Origin of the sequence: Flavobacterium sp. ov086 (assembly GCF_900187965.1) — a bacterium.
In the GTDB taxonomy this organism is placed as follows: Bacteria; Bacteroidota; Bacteroidia; order Flavobacteriales; family Flavobacteriaceae; genus Flavobacterium.
Genome location: NZ_FZNL01000040.1, coordinates 1 through 16,372, shown reverse-complemented (window position 1 = coordinate 16,372; position 16,372 = coordinate 1). Strand labels below are relative to the sequence as shown.

The following is a 16,372-nucleotide window of genomic DNA, read 5'->3' as shown; positions in this document are numbered from 1 at the left end:
CTTCTTCCATAAGATTTTTTAAATTAGCATAAAGTATGAATTTTAATACACAACAGTAATTAAAACAGATTATCGATGAGCCCGAATAACTCAAATCCAAATGTTGATTTTTACTTTGATAAAGCCGAAAAATGGCAGAAAGAATTGGAACAATTAAGAGTAATTGCGCTAGATTGCCAGCTTACGGAAGAATTGAAATGGGGCACTCCTTGTTATACTTTAGGAGATAGAAATATTGTTTTAATACATGATTTTAAAGAATATTGCGCGTTTTTGTTTTTTAAAGGCGCTTTGCTAAAAGATACTCATAATATTTTAATTCAACAATCAGATAATGTACAGGCTGGGCGCCAAATTAGATTTACCAATCTTAAGGAAATAACCGATCAGAAAGATATTTTGAAAACCTATATTTATCAGGCTATCGAAGTAGAAAGAGCAGGTTTGAAAGTAAACTTAAAAAAGACAACAGAATTTGAAGTCGCTGAAGAATTTCAGAAGAAATTGGATGAAATGCCCGAGTTGGAAAAAGCATTTTATGCCTTAACTCCCGGACGACAAAGAGGCTATTTGTTACATTTCTCTCAGCCGAAACAATCTAAAACGAGAGAATCAAGAGTCAAAAAAAATATACCCGATATTCTGGACGGAAAAGGATTGAACGATTAATTCGGGAATGTAGATAAACTCAAAAATTATTTAGAAACACAAATAGGCTAATAAAATATGGGAGTCAACAAGAAATTATCATCAGATCAACAAGAAGAATTACTCAGCGTTCTGGAAGCTCGTTTTGAGAATAATCTTAATCGCCATAAGGGAATTGAATGGGATAAAGTAAAAACAAAATTAGTAGCAAATCCTGATAAAATTTGGTCACTTGACGAAATGGAAAGAACCGAAGGAGAACCCGACGTTGTGGGTTTTGACGAGAAAACAGGTGAATATATTTTCTATGATTGTTCTGCCGAAAGCCCAAAAGGACGAAGAAGTATTTGTTACGATCACGAAGCACTCGAGAAAAGAAAAGAACACAAACCGCAAAATAGCGCTATAAATATGGCTGCCGAAATGGGGATTGAAATTCTGACTGAAACACAATATCGCGAGTTACAAAAACTAGGAAAATTTGATGCAAAAACGTCAAGCTGGATTATAACGACTCCAGAAATCAGAAAACTTGGCGGTGCATTATTTGCCGATTTTAGGTATAATACTGTCTTTGTTTATCATAACGGAGCAGATTCTTATTATGCCGCAAGAGGATTTCGTGGTTCATTAAGAGTATAAACAATCTGATAAAAAAACTCCATCTGCCGCAGCTGATGGAGTTCTTAACTTTTTAATCTTTTTTACCCTTTATAAATTTTCCTTCTTTGGTAAATTCAAGGTCAATTTTGTTTGTCAAATCTACATCGAGATCTTTGTGACCATAATCAATGTGTGTGATTTTTTCGTTTGGATAATTTTTTGCTACATAATCTTTTATTGATTTCGGAATAAAATCCGTCGGAATTGGTTTGCCTTCTCCATCAACTTCCCTGTATGAACCGTCTTTCCAGAATTCAACTTCGGTACCGTCTTTAAGTATTACTTCGTAACCTTTTTCGCCATGTTCAGCATCTTTCTTTGCAGTAACAATTGTAGTGTGATTAAAATATTTTTTTAGAAAATCTTGTGATGCTTGTGGTAATTCAGAGGTTTTAATTTTCTTTTGAGCGTGTGCCGATAGTACAAAACCTAGTAACAATGCGGCAAGAATGATTCTCGTTTTCATAGTTTGCGTATTTTAAGGTTGTCGTAAAAGCTAATTTACGATAAGTAAAATTGTATTCAAATCAATTTAAGAAAGCTTTAGTTTTATATCGGGGGTTTTTGTGTAAATTTAGTTTTATGTAAAGCGATGATCACTTAAAGCAAAACTGTAAAAATCTAAGTTTATGTTTTCGTCTAGTTGGGAATAAAAGTAAAATGTTTAATAACTGATAATTTAGAATGAACAATATAGAAAACAAAAGAAAATCTAAAGTGCTTTTTGCTTCCATAACGGCTTTTTTTGCCTGGTTTGCAATTCTGTTTCAACTCTATCTTACGGAGGGAACGGTGATTAATTTTCTTAGTTATTTTACTATTTTGTCTAATTTGTTAATTGCATTGTGCGTGACATTTTCGGTCTTTTTATCACAAACAAAAACAGGAATATTCTTTTCTGGCATTTCCGTTCAAACGGCGATTACTCTTTATATATTTATTGTTGCCTTGGTTTATAATGTTGTTTTGCGCGGAATCTGGATTGTAACAGGCTGGCAATTGATTGTTGATAATCTGCTTCATGTTTTAAATCCAATTTTATATATTTTATACTGGCTCATCTTTGCTTCAAAAGAAAAATTAAGTTGGAAAGACGGTGTTTGTTGGACTTATTTTCCTTTGGTTTATTTGATTTATTCTTTAATTCGCGGCTCTGTTGTAAACTGGTATCCGTATCCTTTTTTGAATGTGACGAATCTCGGTTATAAAAAGGTTTTGATAAATGTTAGCTTCATGATTGTTCTATTTTTTATTACAGGATTATTATTAATTGCGATCAACAATAAGTTTAGAAATAATAAATACTCTTCTTCTAAATAATTTCAGATGACTAATGGTCAGTTGTTTTTACGAATGTAAATTGTATAATGACTCCATTCGTTTTTTGCCAAATGACAAATCCTTCAATAATAACTTTGATTAACTTGCAGTTATGAAAGAATTTATAGAGTACCTATTACAATTTGGAGATTTGAATCAGCAACAACTTGATTTAATTTCGAAGAAAGCAATTGAATTAAATCTTCAGAAAGACGAGTATTTTTCTGAAGCGGGAAAGATTGCTCAACAGGTTGGTTTTATTTTAGACGGAATCGTACGAATTTGCTATTATAACAATAAAGGCGAAGAAATTACGACATATTTTATTGACGAAAATAATCTTATAGTCGATTTCGAAAGTTTCGAAAATGATATTTCTTCAAATGTTTACGTTCAGGCAGCTACTGATTGTAAGTTATTGGTTTTCTCAAAAAAAGACTGGCGAGAACTTTTAGAGACCATTATTCCGTGGGAAGGTATTGTGCATAAAATTATTTCAAAAAAAATGAGACAAAAAGTAAATAGAATAAGTCGGTTAGTGTCAGAAGATGCAACGACACGGTATTTGGAGTTTCTGGAAATTTATCCCAATGTTGTCAATCGTGTTCCGCTTTCTTATGTTGCCTCTTATTTAGGAGTTACACAATCTTCCTTAAGCAGAATAAGAAAAAATATACGTTAAATCGCTTTTTGTCAAATGGCAAATGATTTTGTTTTGAAACGAATGACCTTTACTTCAATAATTTAAAAGATAAGAAAAATGAAATCAGTATTAATTACAGGAGCAAATAGAAGTATAGGATTAGAAATTACAAAACAACTTTCTAAAAAAGGTATGTTTGTTTATTTAGGAACTCGCGATCTTGAAAAAGGAAACGCAGTTGTAAAAGAATTAAACGAAAATGGATTCGAAAACATCAAAGCCATTCAAATTGATGTTACAAATCCGGATTCAATTGAAGCCGCAAAAAGTATTGTCGAAAAAGAAAAAGGTAAATTAGATATCTTAATCAATAATGCAGGAATAAGTGGTGAATTTCCTCAAAGCGCTCTTGATGCGCCAATAAAAGATATTCAAAATGTATTCGATACAAACTTTTTTGGCGTTATAAGCGTTACGCAGGCATTTTTAGAACTACTTAAAAAATCAGAAAGCCCAAGAATTAGTAATATCACTTCGGGACTTGGATCTCTAACATTACACAGTGATCCAAATTGGAAATATTATAATTTTAAAGCGACAAGTTATGTGACCTCAAAAGCAGCTTTGAATGCTTACACGATTATTTTGGCTTATGAGTTGAGAGACTTACCCTTTAAAGTAAATGTAATTGATCCGGGTTATACCGCAACAGATTTTAATCATCATAATGGACCAGGAACTGTAGAAAGCGCGGCAAGTTTTATCATTAAACATACAGATACAGATGAGAATGGACCAACTGGGAAATTTTTCAGTAATGATATTGAGGATGAAACAGGAATTAGTCCATGGTAATTGTTATGATTCTAAAGGTCGAAAGAATTGAGTTTTTCTTGCGACCTTTAGAAAATAAAATACATAAGTAAAAGTAATATCATGGCAGAATTCTGGGAAGATAATTTTATTGAAAAACAAGAAATGTGGGGGCTTGAACCTTCAAAATTGGCACTATTGGCAAAGGATTTTTTTATTGAGAACTCCATAAAAAATATTCTGATTCCAGGAATTGGCTACGGAAGAAATGCACAAGTTTTTAGAGAAAACGGAATTACGGTAACGGGAATCGAAATATCAAAAACAGCAATTGATCTTGCAGCAAAACATTTTGGCTCAGATTTGAAAATTTATCACGGTTCTGTGACCGATATGCCATTTGATAATAATCTTTATGATGGAATATTTTGTTATGCCTTAATTCATTTATTAGATAGTGACGAAAGAAAAAAACTAATCAGGGATTGCTATAATCAATTATCAGAGAATGGTTTCATGATTTTTACAGCAATTACAAAAGAAGCTCAGACTTATGGAAAAGGAAACTTTGTAAGCAAAGATCGCTATGAAATATTTGATGGAGTCAAAATGTTCTTTTATGATAAAGAATCAGTTCATACTGAGTTTGATCAATTTGGATTATTGGAAATCATAGAATTGGATGAAAGTTTTCCATTCTTTTTTATAAAATGTAAAAAATTGAAATAAAGTTTTTGTTGGGTTTGTTGATGTGTTCAGATTGTTTTGTGTTATCGATGTTAAAATTCTATATTCGTGATAACAATTAACTAACCAATGAAATTAAAAAGATTTTTTTCAAGCGAATTATTATATGTTATAATTTGTCTTTCCTCCTTATTTTGCAATGCACAAAATAATAAAACCTATCAAAAAACAGAACTGACCATTATTGGGACTGTTCATTTTCCAACCAAGAATATAAATGCAGATACTATTTATTCGGCTTTAGAAAGATTGAAGCCTGATATCATCTTGATGGAATCTGATAATAGTAACTTCAATTCAGATTTTACTTTTAAGAAAACTTACGATGAAAATGAATGGAATGCTATTATAAAATACAGGACTAATTTTAAAGATGTGTTATGCAGACCAATTGAATTTGAAGGAAGAAATGATTATAGAAAAACAAACGGAATTCAGAATGTAGACGTTGTTTTTAATGAAATTAACCTTTTAGATTCTTTAAATCTACTTTCGGTAAAACATAAAAAAATATGGGCGAGATTTGTTGAGTTAGCCAATTCTTTAAGCGAATTTGACAATAGCTCTTTAAAAGAAATAAATTCGGTTTCTGTAGAAAATTTGGTTCGCGAAAGACAGTTTTATCAGTATCAGAAATTAAAAGAAATTGTAGATGAAAATGATGAATTTGCAAAGCTAAAAGTGAATACGGCAAGTAAAGAATCAATTTCGTACAGAGAAATGTATAATAGATATTGTTATTTTGAGGAATTAAGAAACAGGGCAATAATTGATAATATTCTAAAATGGAAGGCCAAATTTCCAAATAAAAAAATTGTGACTTTAATTGGTTTCTATCATAAGTACTTTTTAACAAACGAGTTGAAATGGAAACAGAAAGAAAATGATTTTGAATTGAAAGTATATTAGAGATAAAATCAAAAGCCTGTAATAATCATACCGATTATAATAGTTCTTAAATTTGTAGATAGACAATTAAAAAACAATCAAATATGGAAGATTCAAAAAAACAATCGGACAGCTCAAGTTCACCAATTGATATCACACCAAAGGTTACAGGAATTGGAGGTGTTTTCTTTTTTTCAGATAATCCAAAAGAAACCAAAGAATGGTATTCTAAAAATCTTGGACTTGAAACCAATGATTGGGGTTCGACTTTTGAATCCAGAGATATTAATAATCCTGATAAAGTAAATTCGCTTCAATGGAGTCCTTTCAAGAAAGGAGATGAGTATTTTTCTCCATCCAAAAAAGAGTTTATGATTAATTACCAAGTTCAGTATATCGAAGCACTTGTAGATAAACTCAAAGAAAACGGAGTAACCATACTAGATGAAATCACAAGTTATGACTACGGAAAATTTGTGCATATTCTGGATGCCGATGGAAATAAAATTGAACTTTGGGAACCGGCTTAAGGACAAAAGGCTCTAATAATATCTAATAACATAGAAAATAATACTTATGGTATTTTCTTGCAACATTCCTTCTCGTACTTAAAAAGAATCTGAGAGTTACAATGAATGGGGAAGAAGTTATCGAAGCCGAATTAATTAAGGAAAATAGTTTTAAATTGAATATTGGTTAATTAATTGTTAATCAGTGATTTGTGTCTGAATATTGCGTAAATTAGCTTGTTAGAAACTTCAGCTTATACCATAAAGAAAACTTCATTTACATTTATCTTACACTTGGTATAAATTAGTTAGGAATCATACTAACTTTTGGGGAAACGGAAGCAATTACAGAACATAAAAATTGAAGAAAATGGAACCGCATCTTGAACAAATTCGCGAGCAGCAAAAGCAGTCTTGGAATAAATTTTCCGGAGGCTGGAAGAAGTGGGATGAACTCGTAATGGATTTTTTAAAACCCATGGGAGATGAAATAATTAGAGTGCTGAATCCGCAAAAAGATGATGTTATTCTTGATGTTGCTTCAGGTACCGGAGAGCCAGGATTAACAATTGCCAGAAAATTAAATCGAGGCAAAGTAGTAATGACTGACCTTGCCGATGATATGCTGAAGATAGCCCGCGAAAATGCGGCGTTAAAGGGGATTGTAAACATTGAAACTGTGGTCTGCGATGTTTGCGAGCTTCCTTTTCCTGATAATACATTTGATGCTATAAGTTGTAGGTTTGGATTTATGTTCTTTCCTGATATGCAATTGGCGGCCAAAGAAATGGTTCGTGTTCTTAAACCCGGAGGAAAAATTGCTACAGCTGTATGGAATGTTCCTGAAAAAAACTTTTGGGTTACAGCTACAATGGGAACTATTAATAGAAATATGGAACTTCCGCCACCGCCGCCAGGTTCACCAGGGATCTTTCGTTGTGCCAAGGATGGATTAATTTCGGATATATTTTTGCAAGCCGGATTAAAAAACATTTCTCAAGTTGAGGTGTCAGGAAAACTGAACTGCAAAACAACGGATGCCTACTGGGGAATGCAAACAGAAGTTGCTGCTCCAATAGTTGCTGCTCTAGCAAATGCTAGTGATGATATGAGAGAGAAAATAAAATATGAAACTTATGCTATAGTTAATGAAAGATATCCTGACGGGAATATTATAATTGACTCAAGTGCATTGGTAATTTACGGAGAGAAATAAATGTTTATACCTGTTTTAGATTTTTAGAAACTCTCGGCAAAATCGCATAAAAAACTCCTTAAGAAATTAAGGAGTTTTTTTAGGTTATAAAGTCATTATGCTAACTAACTTGGGAGGTATTAAGAAAACGATGATACTCTGTAATTTTAGTTTTTAATCTTTCGGCTAAATAGTTGTTTCCATCTTTTAATTCGTCGTGTATAATTTTGGCCTCTTCAATATATTTTAGCTTTTTTTCGTCTGTCCAGTAATAAGGTGGTTGGTACAAATTTGTAATTCGGTCAGCCATTTTAACAGCCCAAATTTCTACAGGCTGTTCTTTAATTCTTTTTAGACTATCAAGCATTTTTTCCAACGATCCTTCAATGTTATCATTTTTAGTTAGTGCAAGAACTCCACTTGCAACCTCATTCCCAAAAAGCTCATTTACTTTTTCATAAGTCAGCGACGTGTCTTCGATAGTATCATGAAGTATGGCACATTTAATAGCTAAATCAGCATTGATGCTTTCTGTTGATTGAATGGCGTTTAAAACTTCAAACACAACACTACCAATATGATTTATATACTCTACTTGTTCGCCATTATCAAAACCACCATATTTTTGACCATTATGTAATCTTGAAGCTAATTGCCATATTTTTTGAATATCATCTATTGACCATTGTTTTTGTTGTGCCATTTTTATTTTTTTAAATTAATAGATTACCTATTAAAGGGGTATTCTGAATAATAAATATACAAAAGAAAACGTCTTAATGTCTCAGCACACAGACAGTTTTTTTATCGAATTAGTTTTACATAGGCACTATAAGCATTGTCCTTTATAGAGGTTCGCAGATAAACTTCGTTTTCATCTTTTGTTTTTAAGTCCAGTTGAATTAAAGCAGCATCGGAATAATAAAACAAGGAATCATCAACCGGAAATTCAAGATTTGAAATAGGATTGGTTGTCAATTTTACTTCGAATGCTATTTCACCATTCATTAAGTCCAATTGAAAAACTTTTGCTTTATGAGTATATCCCCAAATATTATCACTTTCCTCCGTGATGTATTCTACATTGTCATCTTTAAAATCAGTTTTCCATAATTGAGTTCCTGTTTTTGAGTCGACAGCATATACAGAAGAAACCTCTGGTCCTTGTGCTGCAAGATATACTTTGTTGTCTTTGCATAAGATACGTTCCTTAATATTACCTTGATTTTCATCTAATTTAAATTGCCATAAAATATCCGGTTTATTAGGACTCAAGGCAAAAAGCACATTTTTTTCATTTGCAATAAATACATTTTCACCATCTGTTACAGGTTTTCCGTGCAAAGGTTCCTCAAAGCTTTTTTGGTAAAGAAGTTTTCCTGTATTTGCTTCAAAACTATAGAAATTGGCACCACTTTGAGTAAAAATTTTATTGTCGAAAAACAGAACCGGAACATCATTATTTGAAGAATCTAATTTGTAGCTCCACGCTAAACTGCCATTTTTTATATCAAGGGCATAAATGTTACTGTTTTGAGCAGTTATATACAGTTTTCCATTATTTATGATTGGAATTTGATCTTTAAGTACGATCTGATCCGTAATATTTCCTATTCTTGATTTCCAAAAAACTTCACCAGTTTGGTTGTCAATTGCAAAAATTTCACCATTAATAAACGGAATGTAAATAACTCCGTCTTGTAGTGTTATTTTATTTGCACACATTTCAGTATTAGAATCTGTGGCTTTTACAGTCCAGTTAATATGTTCTGCTTCCAGATCAAATGACATAAGAGAGCCGTCGTAATCATAAATTAAGATTGACGCCTGATCTAATGCAACTTTTTTAAGTGGATTTAAAACTTTATGAGAGACCGTCTCATTTGCTGGAGTTTGTCCAAAGATATTTATAACCGTAAATAGAAATAAAAGGGTTACTAGGTTTTTTTTCATTTTTAAGATTTGGGGGTTGATGATTTGATTTCATTTTCAACAATATAGTTGTCAAACAAAATAATATCTATGTCAAATGTAGTAAAAAAATATTATAGCATTTAGACGTTATAAGGTCTTTGAATTGTAAATTAGGGTATCAATAAGACATAAAAAAAACTCCTTAATTTCTTAAGGAGTTTCCGGCCGGTTTCTATAAACCTGTTTTTGAATTATGTTTCATTTGATTTAGAGAAATTCTCTTAGACATTCTTGAGTCTTTTTTTCTTTATTACTTTATTAACACCAATGTAAAGTGCAACTAGTACTAAAAAATGTATTAGATAAGACTTAGATTCACCATCGCCATTTACTACAGAAAAAACGCGATTCCATCTTACTTTATTAATACCTTTTCCGTCCTTATCCCAACTAAACCAAATAAATACAGGTTTACCAATTACGTGATTAAAAGGAACATATCCCCAGAATCTTGCATCTAAAGAGTTTTGACGATTATCTCCCATCATCCAGTAATAATCTTGTTTAAAGGTATAAGTAGTAGCTACTTTTCCATTGATTAAAATGGTACCGTTTTCTATTTTTAAATTATTCTCTTCATACTCTTGTATAATTCGTTTGTAAAGAGGTAGTGTTTTTAGATCCAATTTTATAGTTTTTCCTTTTTGCGGAATATAAATAGGTCCAAAATTGTCTACATTCCAACCCAAAGAAGGAATATGAGGAAATACGCCTCCGTCTTCTCCCTTTGGAGATAAATATTTTTTAACTCCCTTTACAACCGGATTCTTTGTCAATGCTGCGGCTTCATTATTTGTTAATGTCAAAAAATATTGTCCGGTGTTTGTAAGTGCAAAAGTTCCGTTGTCATATTTCATGCCTTCTTTAGCGCCATATATATTTACAAGAGCATCCTGATTAATCGTGTTTCCCTTTGTGTCAATAAAAAAGTTATATTGAGTTTTTGCACTTTCTGGTAAGTTGCCTATTTTACCATTGATATAAACATTTCCTTCACGAATTTCTAAAGAATCCCCAGGTATTCCAACACAGCGTTTTACTAAATTTGTTTTTTTATCAATTGGTTTATAGTAATTTCTATCAGGTTTAAAATTATCCATATCACGCAATGTATCTGCAGGTTGATTAAAAACTACAATTTCATTACGTTTAATCTTTTCTATAGACGGAAATCTAAAATAAGGCAGTTGGAATTTGTTTAACAGTGATGTTTCTTTTTTGGTAACATCGTCATTAAATAAGTATGATTTCATACCAGTAAAAGGAATCGAATCGTGCACCATAGGCAATGCAATGGTAGTCATAGGTGTTCTTGCTCCAAAATGAATCTTACTTACAAACAAATAATCTCCAATTAACAATGTTTTTTCCATTGACGAAGACGGAATCGTAAAGGGCTGTACAATGTAGGTATGTACTAATGTAGCAACAATAACAGCAAATAAAAGAGAACTAATAGTGTCTTCGGTTTTAGTTTTTGGCTGTACATCTCTATTCTCAATATAAATGAGTTTCTCAGAAGTGTAGTTTAGAAAAGTGATATAGAAACCTAATGTCACTACAACCAATGCGATATCCTGTTTAGAATTTTTCCCAAAACTTCTAATAAGTTCTATCCAAACTATCGGAATCATTAAAAGATTAATAATGGGAATAAAAAGAAAGAAAACCCACCAACGAGGATGATTTATAATTTTCATTAAAATCACCAGATTATAAATTGGTATAAATGATTCTATCGGTTTTCTTCCAGCTTTTGCATAGAGTTTCCAAGTAGATAATCCATGAACAATTTGCATTATAAAAATAAAAACGAGCCATTGAGATAGAGTCATGTTTTGTGTTTTATTGGTTGTTTTTTATAAATAAGAATATAATTAATACAGAAAAGCTTTTTGCTGATATGGTATAAGTAGTTTTTTATATAATTTGTTACAGAATAGTAAAATAAAAAATTCTAATATTGCATTGACCAATAATCATGAACTGAAGTTGTATATAGAAAATGAAGGAAATACTAATTTTTTGTTTTGTAATTTTTGCTTTTAATCTGGCGGTTAGTTTTTTTAGGACCCAGTTCAGTAAAAAAAAGGGGCAGGAAATTTTAAAATTATACAGTCACGAGAAATTAGAAAAAGTAGAGGTTAAAATTTCAGAAACAAGATATTCTCGTTTTTCAAATCGTGGAGGAACTTTATGTTTTTTAAAATGTACAATGTATTATTCTGAAAATGTATTGATTTTTACACAAAACGAAAATTCCAATTTTGCAGAAATTAATTTTACCTTACCATTGGTTGTTCATCCTGTAGACATAAAAAATATTTTTATGAAAACAGATGAATATATTCTGAATGTTGGAAATTCAAAATCAGGAAGAAAACTTCAAATATACTCAGATAACGAAAATGATTTATTGAAGGTGATTTTTAATGGTTTGAAAAAAAATGTGATTTCATTTTAGATTTATTCCAAGAAAAAGATATTTTAAAAAAGCATAAAAAACTCCCTAATTTCTTAAGGAGTTTCTAATTTTTAAAGCAGAATATTGAAATTGTGGATACTCTTGATTACTTTAGTTAGCATCAATTTAAGCTATCTTTAATTCGTTTTGTTATTTCATCAATTGTTCCCAATCCGTCAAAAGTCAAAACTTTAATTTTAGACTTCATGTATTCGATTGCCGGTCTTGTTGAATGTTCAAAGACTTCAATTCTTTTAAGATGAATTGCCGCATCTTTATCATCTTTTCGATTAGAAGTTTCAGCTCTTTTCTTGGCTCTTTTTAAAAGCTCTGTCTTTGGAACATCAATATTAATTACCTTTCCGATTTTCATATTTTTTGATTCAACAAGTTCCATCAAATCATTTACCTGTGGTTCAGTTCTGGGATATCCGTCTAGGATTATTCCGTTATTTGATTTGTTTTCATCCAAAATTTTACTGAAAAGATCTTTCATTATGGAGTCAGGAACTAAATCTCCTTTTTCTTCATATTCAGACATTATCTTTCCAATTTCAGTTTCGTTCTGTTTTTCTAAGCGACACCTGTCTCCGGTTGAAATATGCTGAAATTTAAGTTCTTTTTTTAAAATCTCGCATTGTGTACCTTTTCCGGAATATGGAGGGCCTGTTATTATTAATATTTCCATTTTATTTATAAAGTTTTTATATTTTCTTTAGACCTTGATCTGTACGAACTGTTTATGCCAACTTATTCAAGGCTTTACAAATTTACAAGAAAACCAGATTATTTTTCGAATAAAAAAACCAAAATCATGGTGAGCCTTACGAACCATTTTCTAAAAGATTTAAAGAAATCTCAATGAGATCACACTAATAAATCATGCTATTTCAGTTTCAATTAAGCTAAATAAATTGTTGTTTAAATATTCATATATTCGCTTGAAGAATTACTAATTATTGCAGAAATCCGGCTTAAAAAGTTATCGTGATGTTATTTTATGGCTGGAATAACCAAGCTGTTTTACGAGACAAGTTAATATAAATCAGGGAAATTATATGATAAAAGATATTTGGAAACAACCTGCAAAAGGTTTTACTGAAGAAACAATTGGAAGAACAGAAGAGCAAATCGTTCAAAAAGAAATCGGAATTGGGTTTAAATTTCCAGCACTTTATAAAGAACATATGAAACTACAAAATGGTGGTCATTTGTGGAAAAGTGCCTTGAATTATAACGGAGAAGTAAACGAGCTTTTATGTAATGACGCTACTTTTGATCCAATAATCAATCACAATGGATATAAGACCTTAAAGGATGTTTTGTTAGAATATATGGATAAAGAGGAATTAGAAAATTCTTCGGATACAGATTTTCTTTATTTAGACAGACTTCCAATTCTTTCATATATGAACGGTCATACAATATTGTGTTTTGACTATGGCTATAATGTTGAAAGCGAATATGAAACACCCGAAATTGTATATTTTGAATTAGAGTGTGCTCAAAATGGCTACGAAGAGAGGCTAAGATTAAAATCTTACGATGAATTAATTAATAACTTAGTCTACTATGGTTATGAATCAACTTCATATTATATTGGCATAAAGTCAAATGAATCAATTGATAAAATTTCTGAATTGATTGATAAGTCACTTGATCTGCAACTTGAAATAAAGACAGATGATTATTATGGTTGGTACAACTTCGAAAAATGGTATTATGGAGAATTAAAATTAAATGCGAACCTGTTAGCATATCTTAAATTAACACCAAATCAATTTTTGAGTAATACATTCCTTTTTCAAAATGACAAAGAATTTAATTATGTGATTGATATTGATATAAGAAGTGGAGTAGAGTCTTTTCAAGACAACTCTAACTATTTAAAGTCAATCATAATGAAAAAGTTTCAACCATTTTTGTCGAATGTAGATTGGATTTTTTTAGAAATACCATTTCATAAGGAAAATAAAATTGAATTAGAAAGAGTAATGCAAACATTTCAGGATTAAAATAATTTGGAGAGAAAAACGGATCAAAAACGATAGTAGGACAAAAAACTCCTTACATTTTTTAAGGAGTTTTTACTTTTCTAAAAGGTTATTTTCCTTTTATTATTTTTTCCAGATATTCAACTTTATCTTTTTCTGCCTGAATTAAACGCTCATAAAGTTTCTCTTTTTCATCGTAAACTTCCATCAATTTATCAAGAGGATTAAAATTATATATTGGATATGCAGCATTTTGACCATTATTGGTGCTGTTATCGTGAAAACTATTAAAATAGCTAATCATATTTTCTTCTGAAAAATTTTTAATTGCTTCTACTGTCACGCCTAATGCTTTTGCAACTTCTGCTAGTTTTTCATCTTCTATTGTTTCACTGTTTTCAATAGCTGAAACGGTTTGCTGACTCATTCCTAAAGCTTGCGCCAAAGCTTCTTGTTTCATGTCTCGAAGTTCACGAATACGGCTAATTTTTCGCCCTATGTGATTTGGTTTTATTAGTGTGCTCATAATTCAAAGATATTTAAAATTTTTCAGAAATTTCCCATTTGGTAAAAAACAGGTTTTAAATTGTGTGATACAATTATATAGAAAAACTCCAAAATCATTTGACTTTGGAGCTTTTGGAATTTTGCGGTTCGTACGAACCTGTTTACGAATCTTTTTTATAGAATTTGAAAAGAGCTTCATAGTAAGTGATCTTAGAAAAATTCTCTCTATATTAGTTTTAAAAAATAAAATTAATGAAGAATATAACCGAAGAATTTATTGATGCTGAATCTGAGTTTTTAAAATCAAATGGTTCTGAAAAAAGTATTGAAAAGCTATATGATATCATTTATTTTTTAAAGGATTTGAAGGAGTTAACCTTTGAAGAAGAATATATTCTGGCTAAGACCTATAATATCGTGGGGAGTAACATATTTGCCTCTATAATTATTGATGAAAGTTTGAAAACAAGTAATCTGGGGCAAACTGTAAAATTAAAAGAATTAAAATCAAAAATAGACAGTGAATATAGTTGGAATACTAAAATTTATAGAGATTTACGTGATTCTAAAATAAAAAAAGATGCTACAAAGTTAACAATTGAAGATTTCATTATTTCTCCAACTAATCGTGGGAGCTATGATATTAAAATTTCTGAAAAAATTAAAAACATAGTTCTCTTAAATAAAAATGTGCCTAATGAAGCTGTATGGGGAGATGACGCATGTTTCATTTTTTCAGAGAAAAAGCCAGATTATTATTCTTTATTATTATTAATTGAATACATAATATGGTTGGGAGAAGTAAAAGATGAATTGCTTAAATTTTACAACGGTACTAATTTTATAGATAAACTTCCATACGTCACAACGGCTTGGTTTGATGGTTTGAATATTTTTGATTTTTACATTAGCATTGATATAAATGATAATTTGAATACTGAAATTACTATACAAGATTATCTCCAAAATGATTATGGCTTTAGATTAAAAATTGAAAATTTCATTTTCAAACAAATAGAATATGATCCAATTTTATAAACTTAAATTGACAACAAAATTTAGAAGCATATTATCATTGATAATAATTCTTTTAATGTTCCAAAATATTGAAGCGAAAAATTTAAAACTAATTACTAAAGATCGTTGTGAAGCAAAAAATGTTACATTAAAAACAGAGATTAAATCTAAATACAAATATTTCTTTTTTAGAAGAACTAATCAAAAAAAAATAAAACGAATAGATAAAGTAGTTGATGAAAATGGAAAAGTAATAATTGAAATTATGATGAAATCAATTGAAAATGGTGATCAATATTTGTTTCTGGAATTTCATAGATTAGTAATTGTTGGAAAAGAAATTCATGAAGTTCTTTGTGTTACTGCCAAAGAAAATGGAAAATTAATTATTTATAATTTTTGTGGTGAAAAAGTAGATGAGGTTACTGTGAAAACAGAAGATTTATTAGAAAAATATAAGTTCTAATAATTCCTAAATTTGGATCAAGACATATTGTTGTGGGGAAATATTAAAACCTAGATATTTGTATTTTTAAATTCCCCCTAATGCAAGATTCTTTTATTGACCTTCTTAAGTTATTATTGCCTGAGATAATAGTAGATTACTTTGAACTTACTTCTTATAAAAAGGAAGACGAAACTCTGCATCTGTATTTAAAAGAAATTAATTCTATACCTAAAGAGCATAGAGAATCAAAATTAAGTTCAAAAGGATTCTTTGAAGAGATAACGGTTCAGGATTTTCCTATCCGCGGGCATCAGGTATATCTTCATATCACCCGAAGAAGATGGCTTAATGAAGATACAGGAAAAATAGTTTTTAGAAATTGGAATTTAGTAGCAGACGGAACTCGTGTAACTCAGGAGTTTGCGTCTTTTTTAAAAGAAATCAATAGATTCCAGTCCAAGTGATTGTACTACCATTGCTTCTTTTTACGGAGTTTCCGGTAGAAACCTGCAATGTCAATACAAAGATTTCCTAAGTGATTT

General features: G+C 30.5%; 20 protein-coding genes. 14 read left to right on the top strand and 6 right to left on the bottom strand.

All coding sequences use genetic code 11. From position 1 onward, the window contains the following. Positions 1–75 precede the first annotated feature (75 nt). Together CHB81_RS25815 and CHB81_RS25810 are read left to right on the top strand one after the other, a co-directional pair. On the top strand, positions 76–669 hold the full coding sequence (locus tag CHB81_RS25815; RefSeq protein WP_089354695.1) for a YdeI family protein: 594 nt from the start codon (positions 76–78) through the stop codon (positions 667–669). 57 nt (positions 670–726) lie between these two features. Further along, positions 727–1,290 carry a DUF4256 domain-containing protein gene (locus CHB81_RS25810; protein ID WP_089354694.1) on the top strand — a complete coding sequence of 188 codons (564 nt, stop codon included), beginning with the start codon at positions 727–729 and terminating at the stop codon, positions 1,288–1,290. A 52-nt stretch (positions 1,291–1,342) separates the two neighbouring features. Here the strand turns inward: CHB81_RS25810 and CHB81_RS25805 are convergent, their stop codons facing one another. Beyond that, positions 1,343–1,777, bottom strand: coding sequence for a PepSY-like domain-containing protein (locus CHB81_RS25805; RefSeq protein ID WP_089354693.1), 435 nt, complete (start codon positions 1,775–1,777; stop codon positions 1,343–1,345). 218 nt (positions 1,778–1,995) lie between these two features. On the opposite strand from CHB81_RS25805, the gene CHB81_RS25800 reads away from it, so the two are divergent. The 7 genes from CHB81_RS25800 to CHB81_RS25770 all read left to right on the top strand — a co-directional run bounded on the left by CHB81_RS25800 (position 1,996) and on the right by CHB81_RS25770 (position 7,447). Next, positions 1,996–2,631 (top strand): Pr6Pr family membrane protein, encoded by a 636-nt coding sequence (locus CHB81_RS25800; RefSeq protein WP_089354692.1) that lies wholly within the window; start codon positions 1,996–1,998, stop codon positions 2,629–2,631. A gap of 112 nt (positions 2,632–2,743) precedes the next feature. Further along, positions 2,744–3,313 carry a Crp/Fnr family transcriptional regulator gene (locus CHB81_RS25795; protein ID WP_089354691.1) on the top strand — a complete coding sequence of 190 codons (570 nt, stop codon included), beginning with the start codon at positions 2,744–2,746 and terminating at the stop codon, positions 3,311–3,313. 78 nt (positions 3,314–3,391) lie between these two features. Beyond that, entirely contained in the window at positions 3,392–4,129 is a 738-nt protein-coding gene (locus CHB81_RS25790) for an SDR family oxidoreductase (protein WP_089354690.1), read from the top strand. An 81-nt stretch (positions 4,130–4,210) separates the two neighbouring features. Then, positions 4,211–4,816: a bifunctional 2-polyprenyl-6-hydroxyphenol methylase/3-demethylubiquinol 3-O-methyltransferase UbiG gene (locus tag CHB81_RS25785; protein ID WP_089354689.1), complete on the top strand. Its 606-nt coding sequence runs from the start codon at positions 4,211–4,213 to the stop codon at positions 4,814–4,816. 87 nt (positions 4,817–4,903) lie between these two features. Then, complete coding sequence (locus tag CHB81_RS25780; protein WP_089354688.1) at positions 4,904–5,743, top strand: hypothetical protein; 840 nt, start codon at positions 4,904–4,906, stop codon at positions 5,741–5,743. 83 nt (positions 5,744–5,826) lie between these two features. Further along, entirely contained in the window at positions 5,827–6,252 is a 426-nt protein-coding gene (locus tag CHB81_RS25775) for a VOC family protein (RefSeq protein WP_089354687.1), read from the top strand. A gap of 349 nt (positions 6,253–6,601) precedes the next feature. After that, positions 6,602–7,447, top strand: coding sequence for a class I SAM-dependent methyltransferase (locus CHB81_RS25770; RefSeq protein ID WP_089354686.1), 846 nt, complete (start codon positions 6,602–6,604; stop codon positions 7,445–7,447). Positions 7,448–7,547: 100 nt separating this feature from the next. On the opposite strand, the gene CHB81_RS25765 is transcribed toward CHB81_RS25770, so the two are convergent. From CHB81_RS25765 to lepB, 3 genes are all read right to left on the bottom strand, one after another. Beyond that, positions 7,548–8,129, bottom strand: coding sequence for an HD domain-containing protein (locus tag CHB81_RS25765; protein ID WP_089354685.1), 582 nt, complete (start codon positions 8,127–8,129; stop codon positions 7,548–7,550). A gap of 101 nt (positions 8,130–8,230) precedes the next feature. Beyond that, a complete protein-coding gene (locus CHB81_RS25760) occupies positions 8,231–9,379 on the bottom strand; it encodes a PQQ-binding-like beta-propeller repeat protein (RefSeq protein ID WP_089354684.1) in 1,149 nt (382 codons plus the stop codon). Positions 9,380–9,621: 242 nt separating this feature from the next. Then, positions 9,622–11,235: a signal peptidase I gene (gene lepB / locus CHB81_RS25755; protein WP_089354683.1), complete on the bottom strand. Its 1,614-nt coding sequence runs from the start codon at positions 11,233–11,235 to the stop codon at positions 9,622–9,624. A 170-nt stretch (positions 11,236–11,405) separates the two neighbouring features. On the opposite strand from lepB, the gene CHB81_RS25750 reads away from it, so the two are divergent. Beyond that, entirely contained in the window at positions 11,406–11,864 is a 459-nt protein-coding gene (locus CHB81_RS25750) for a hypothetical protein (RefSeq protein WP_089354682.1), read from the top strand. A 121-nt stretch (positions 11,865–11,985) separates the two neighbouring features. Here the strand turns inward: CHB81_RS25750 and CHB81_RS25745 are convergent, their stop codons facing one another. Continuing rightward, positions 11,986–12,552, bottom strand: a complete 567-nt coding sequence (locus tag CHB81_RS25745) for a nucleoside monophosphate kinase (RefSeq protein ID WP_089354681.1) — start codon at positions 12,550–12,552, stop codon at positions 11,986–11,988. Between the two features lie 370 nt (positions 12,553–12,922). Here CHB81_RS25745 and CHB81_RS25740 point away from each other — a divergent pair, with 370 nt between their 5' ends. Continuing rightward, on the top strand, positions 12,923–13,879 hold the full coding sequence (locus CHB81_RS25740; RefSeq protein ID WP_089354680.1) for an SMI1/KNR4 family protein: 957 nt from the start codon (positions 12,923–12,925) through the stop codon (positions 13,877–13,879). A gap of 88 nt (positions 13,880–13,967) precedes the next feature. Here CHB81_RS25740 and CHB81_RS25735 read toward each other — a convergent pair whose 3' ends face one another. After that, entirely contained in the window at positions 13,968–14,384 is a 417-nt protein-coding gene (locus CHB81_RS25735; protein WP_089354679.1) for a helix-turn-helix domain-containing protein, read from the bottom strand. A gap of 233 nt (positions 14,385–14,617) precedes the next feature. Here CHB81_RS25735 and CHB81_RS25730 point away from each other — a divergent pair, with 233 nt between their 5' ends. From CHB81_RS25730 to CHB81_RS25720, 3 genes are all read left to right on the top strand, one after another. Further along, complete coding sequence (locus tag CHB81_RS25730) at positions 14,618–15,403, top strand: hypothetical protein (protein ID WP_089354678.1); 786 nt, start codon at positions 14,618–14,620, stop codon at positions 15,401–15,403. Positions 15,404–15,410: 7 nt separating this feature from the next. Beyond that, positions 15,411–15,848, top strand: coding sequence for a hypothetical protein (locus CHB81_RS25725; RefSeq protein WP_141130465.1), 438 nt, complete (start codon positions 15,411–15,413; stop codon positions 15,846–15,848). Positions 15,849–15,928: 80 nt separating this feature from the next. Then, positions 15,929–16,294, top strand: a complete 366-nt coding sequence (locus CHB81_RS25720) for a transposase (protein ID WP_089354676.1) — start codon at positions 15,929–15,931, stop codon at positions 16,292–16,294. Positions 16,295–16,372: the final 78 nt, after the last annotated feature.

What these genes read in the sequence shown, in the direction of transcription:
- lepB (WP_089354683.1), bottom strand. Translation starts at nt 11,235, where the DNA reads ATGACTCTATCTCAATGGCTCGTTTTTATTTTTATAATGCAAATTGTT.
- CHB81_RS25745 (WP_089354681.1), bottom strand. Translation starts at nt 12,552, where the DNA reads ATGGAAATATTAATAATAACAGGCCCTCCATATTCCGGAAAAGGTACA.
- CHB81_RS25765 (WP_089354685.1), bottom strand. Translation starts at nt 8,129, where the DNA reads ATGGCACAACAAAAACAATGGTCAATAGATGATATTCAAAAAATATGG.
- CHB81_RS25735 (WP_089354679.1), bottom strand. Translation starts at nt 14,384, where the DNA reads ATGAGCACACTAATAAAACCAAATCACATAGGGCGAAAAATTAGCCGT.
- CHB81_RS25815 (WP_089354695.1), top strand. Translation starts at nt 76, where the DNA reads ATGAGCCCGAATAACTCAAATCCAAATGTTGATTTTTACTTTGATAAA.
- CHB81_RS25720 (WP_089354676.1), top strand. Translation starts at nt 15,929, where the DNA reads ATGCAAGATTCTTTTATTGACCTTCTTAAGTTATTATTGCCTGAGATA.
- CHB81_RS25790 (WP_089354690.1), top strand. Translation starts at nt 3,392, where the DNA reads ATGAAATCAGTATTAATTACAGGAGCAAATAGAAGTATAGGATTAGAA.
- CHB81_RS25760 (WP_089354684.1), bottom strand. Translation starts at nt 9,379, where the DNA reads ATGAAAAAAAACCTAGTAACCCTTTTATTTCTATTTACGGTTATAAAT.
- CHB81_RS25785 (WP_089354689.1), top strand. Translation starts at nt 4,211, where the DNA reads ATGGCAGAATTCTGGGAAGATAATTTTATTGAAAAACAAGAAATGTGG.
- CHB81_RS25795 (WP_089354691.1), top strand. Translation starts at nt 2,744, where the DNA reads ATGAAAGAATTTATAGAGTACCTATTACAATTTGGAGATTTGAATCAG.
- CHB81_RS25730 (WP_089354678.1), top strand. Translation starts at nt 14,618, where the DNA reads ATGAAGAATATAACCGAAGAATTTATTGATGCTGAATCTGAGTTTTTA.
- CHB81_RS25800 (WP_089354692.1), top strand. Translation starts at nt 1,996, where the DNA reads ATGAACAATATAGAAAACAAAAGAAAATCTAAAGTGCTTTTTGCTTCC.
- CHB81_RS25805 (WP_089354693.1), bottom strand. Translation starts at nt 1,777, where the DNA reads ATGAAAACGAGAATCATTCTTGCCGCATTGTTACTAGGTTTTGTACTA.
- CHB81_RS25810 (WP_089354694.1), top strand. Translation starts at nt 727, where the DNA reads ATGGGAGTCAACAAGAAATTATCATCAGATCAACAAGAAGAATTACTC.
- CHB81_RS25775 (WP_089354687.1), top strand. Translation starts at nt 5,827, where the DNA reads ATGGAAGATTCAAAAAAACAATCGGACAGCTCAAGTTCACCAATTGAT.
- CHB81_RS25750 (WP_089354682.1), top strand. Translation starts at nt 11,406, where the DNA reads ATGAAGGAAATACTAATTTTTTGTTTTGTAATTTTTGCTTTTAATCTG.
- CHB81_RS25770 (WP_089354686.1), top strand. Translation starts at nt 6,602, where the DNA reads ATGGAACCGCATCTTGAACAAATTCGCGAGCAGCAAAAGCAGTCTTGG.
- CHB81_RS25740 (WP_089354680.1), top strand. Translation starts at nt 12,923, where the DNA reads ATGATAAAAGATATTTGGAAACAACCTGCAAAAGGTTTTACTGAAGAA.
- CHB81_RS25780 (WP_089354688.1), top strand. Translation starts at nt 4,904, where the DNA reads ATGAAATTAAAAAGATTTTTTTCAAGCGAATTATTATATGTTATAATT.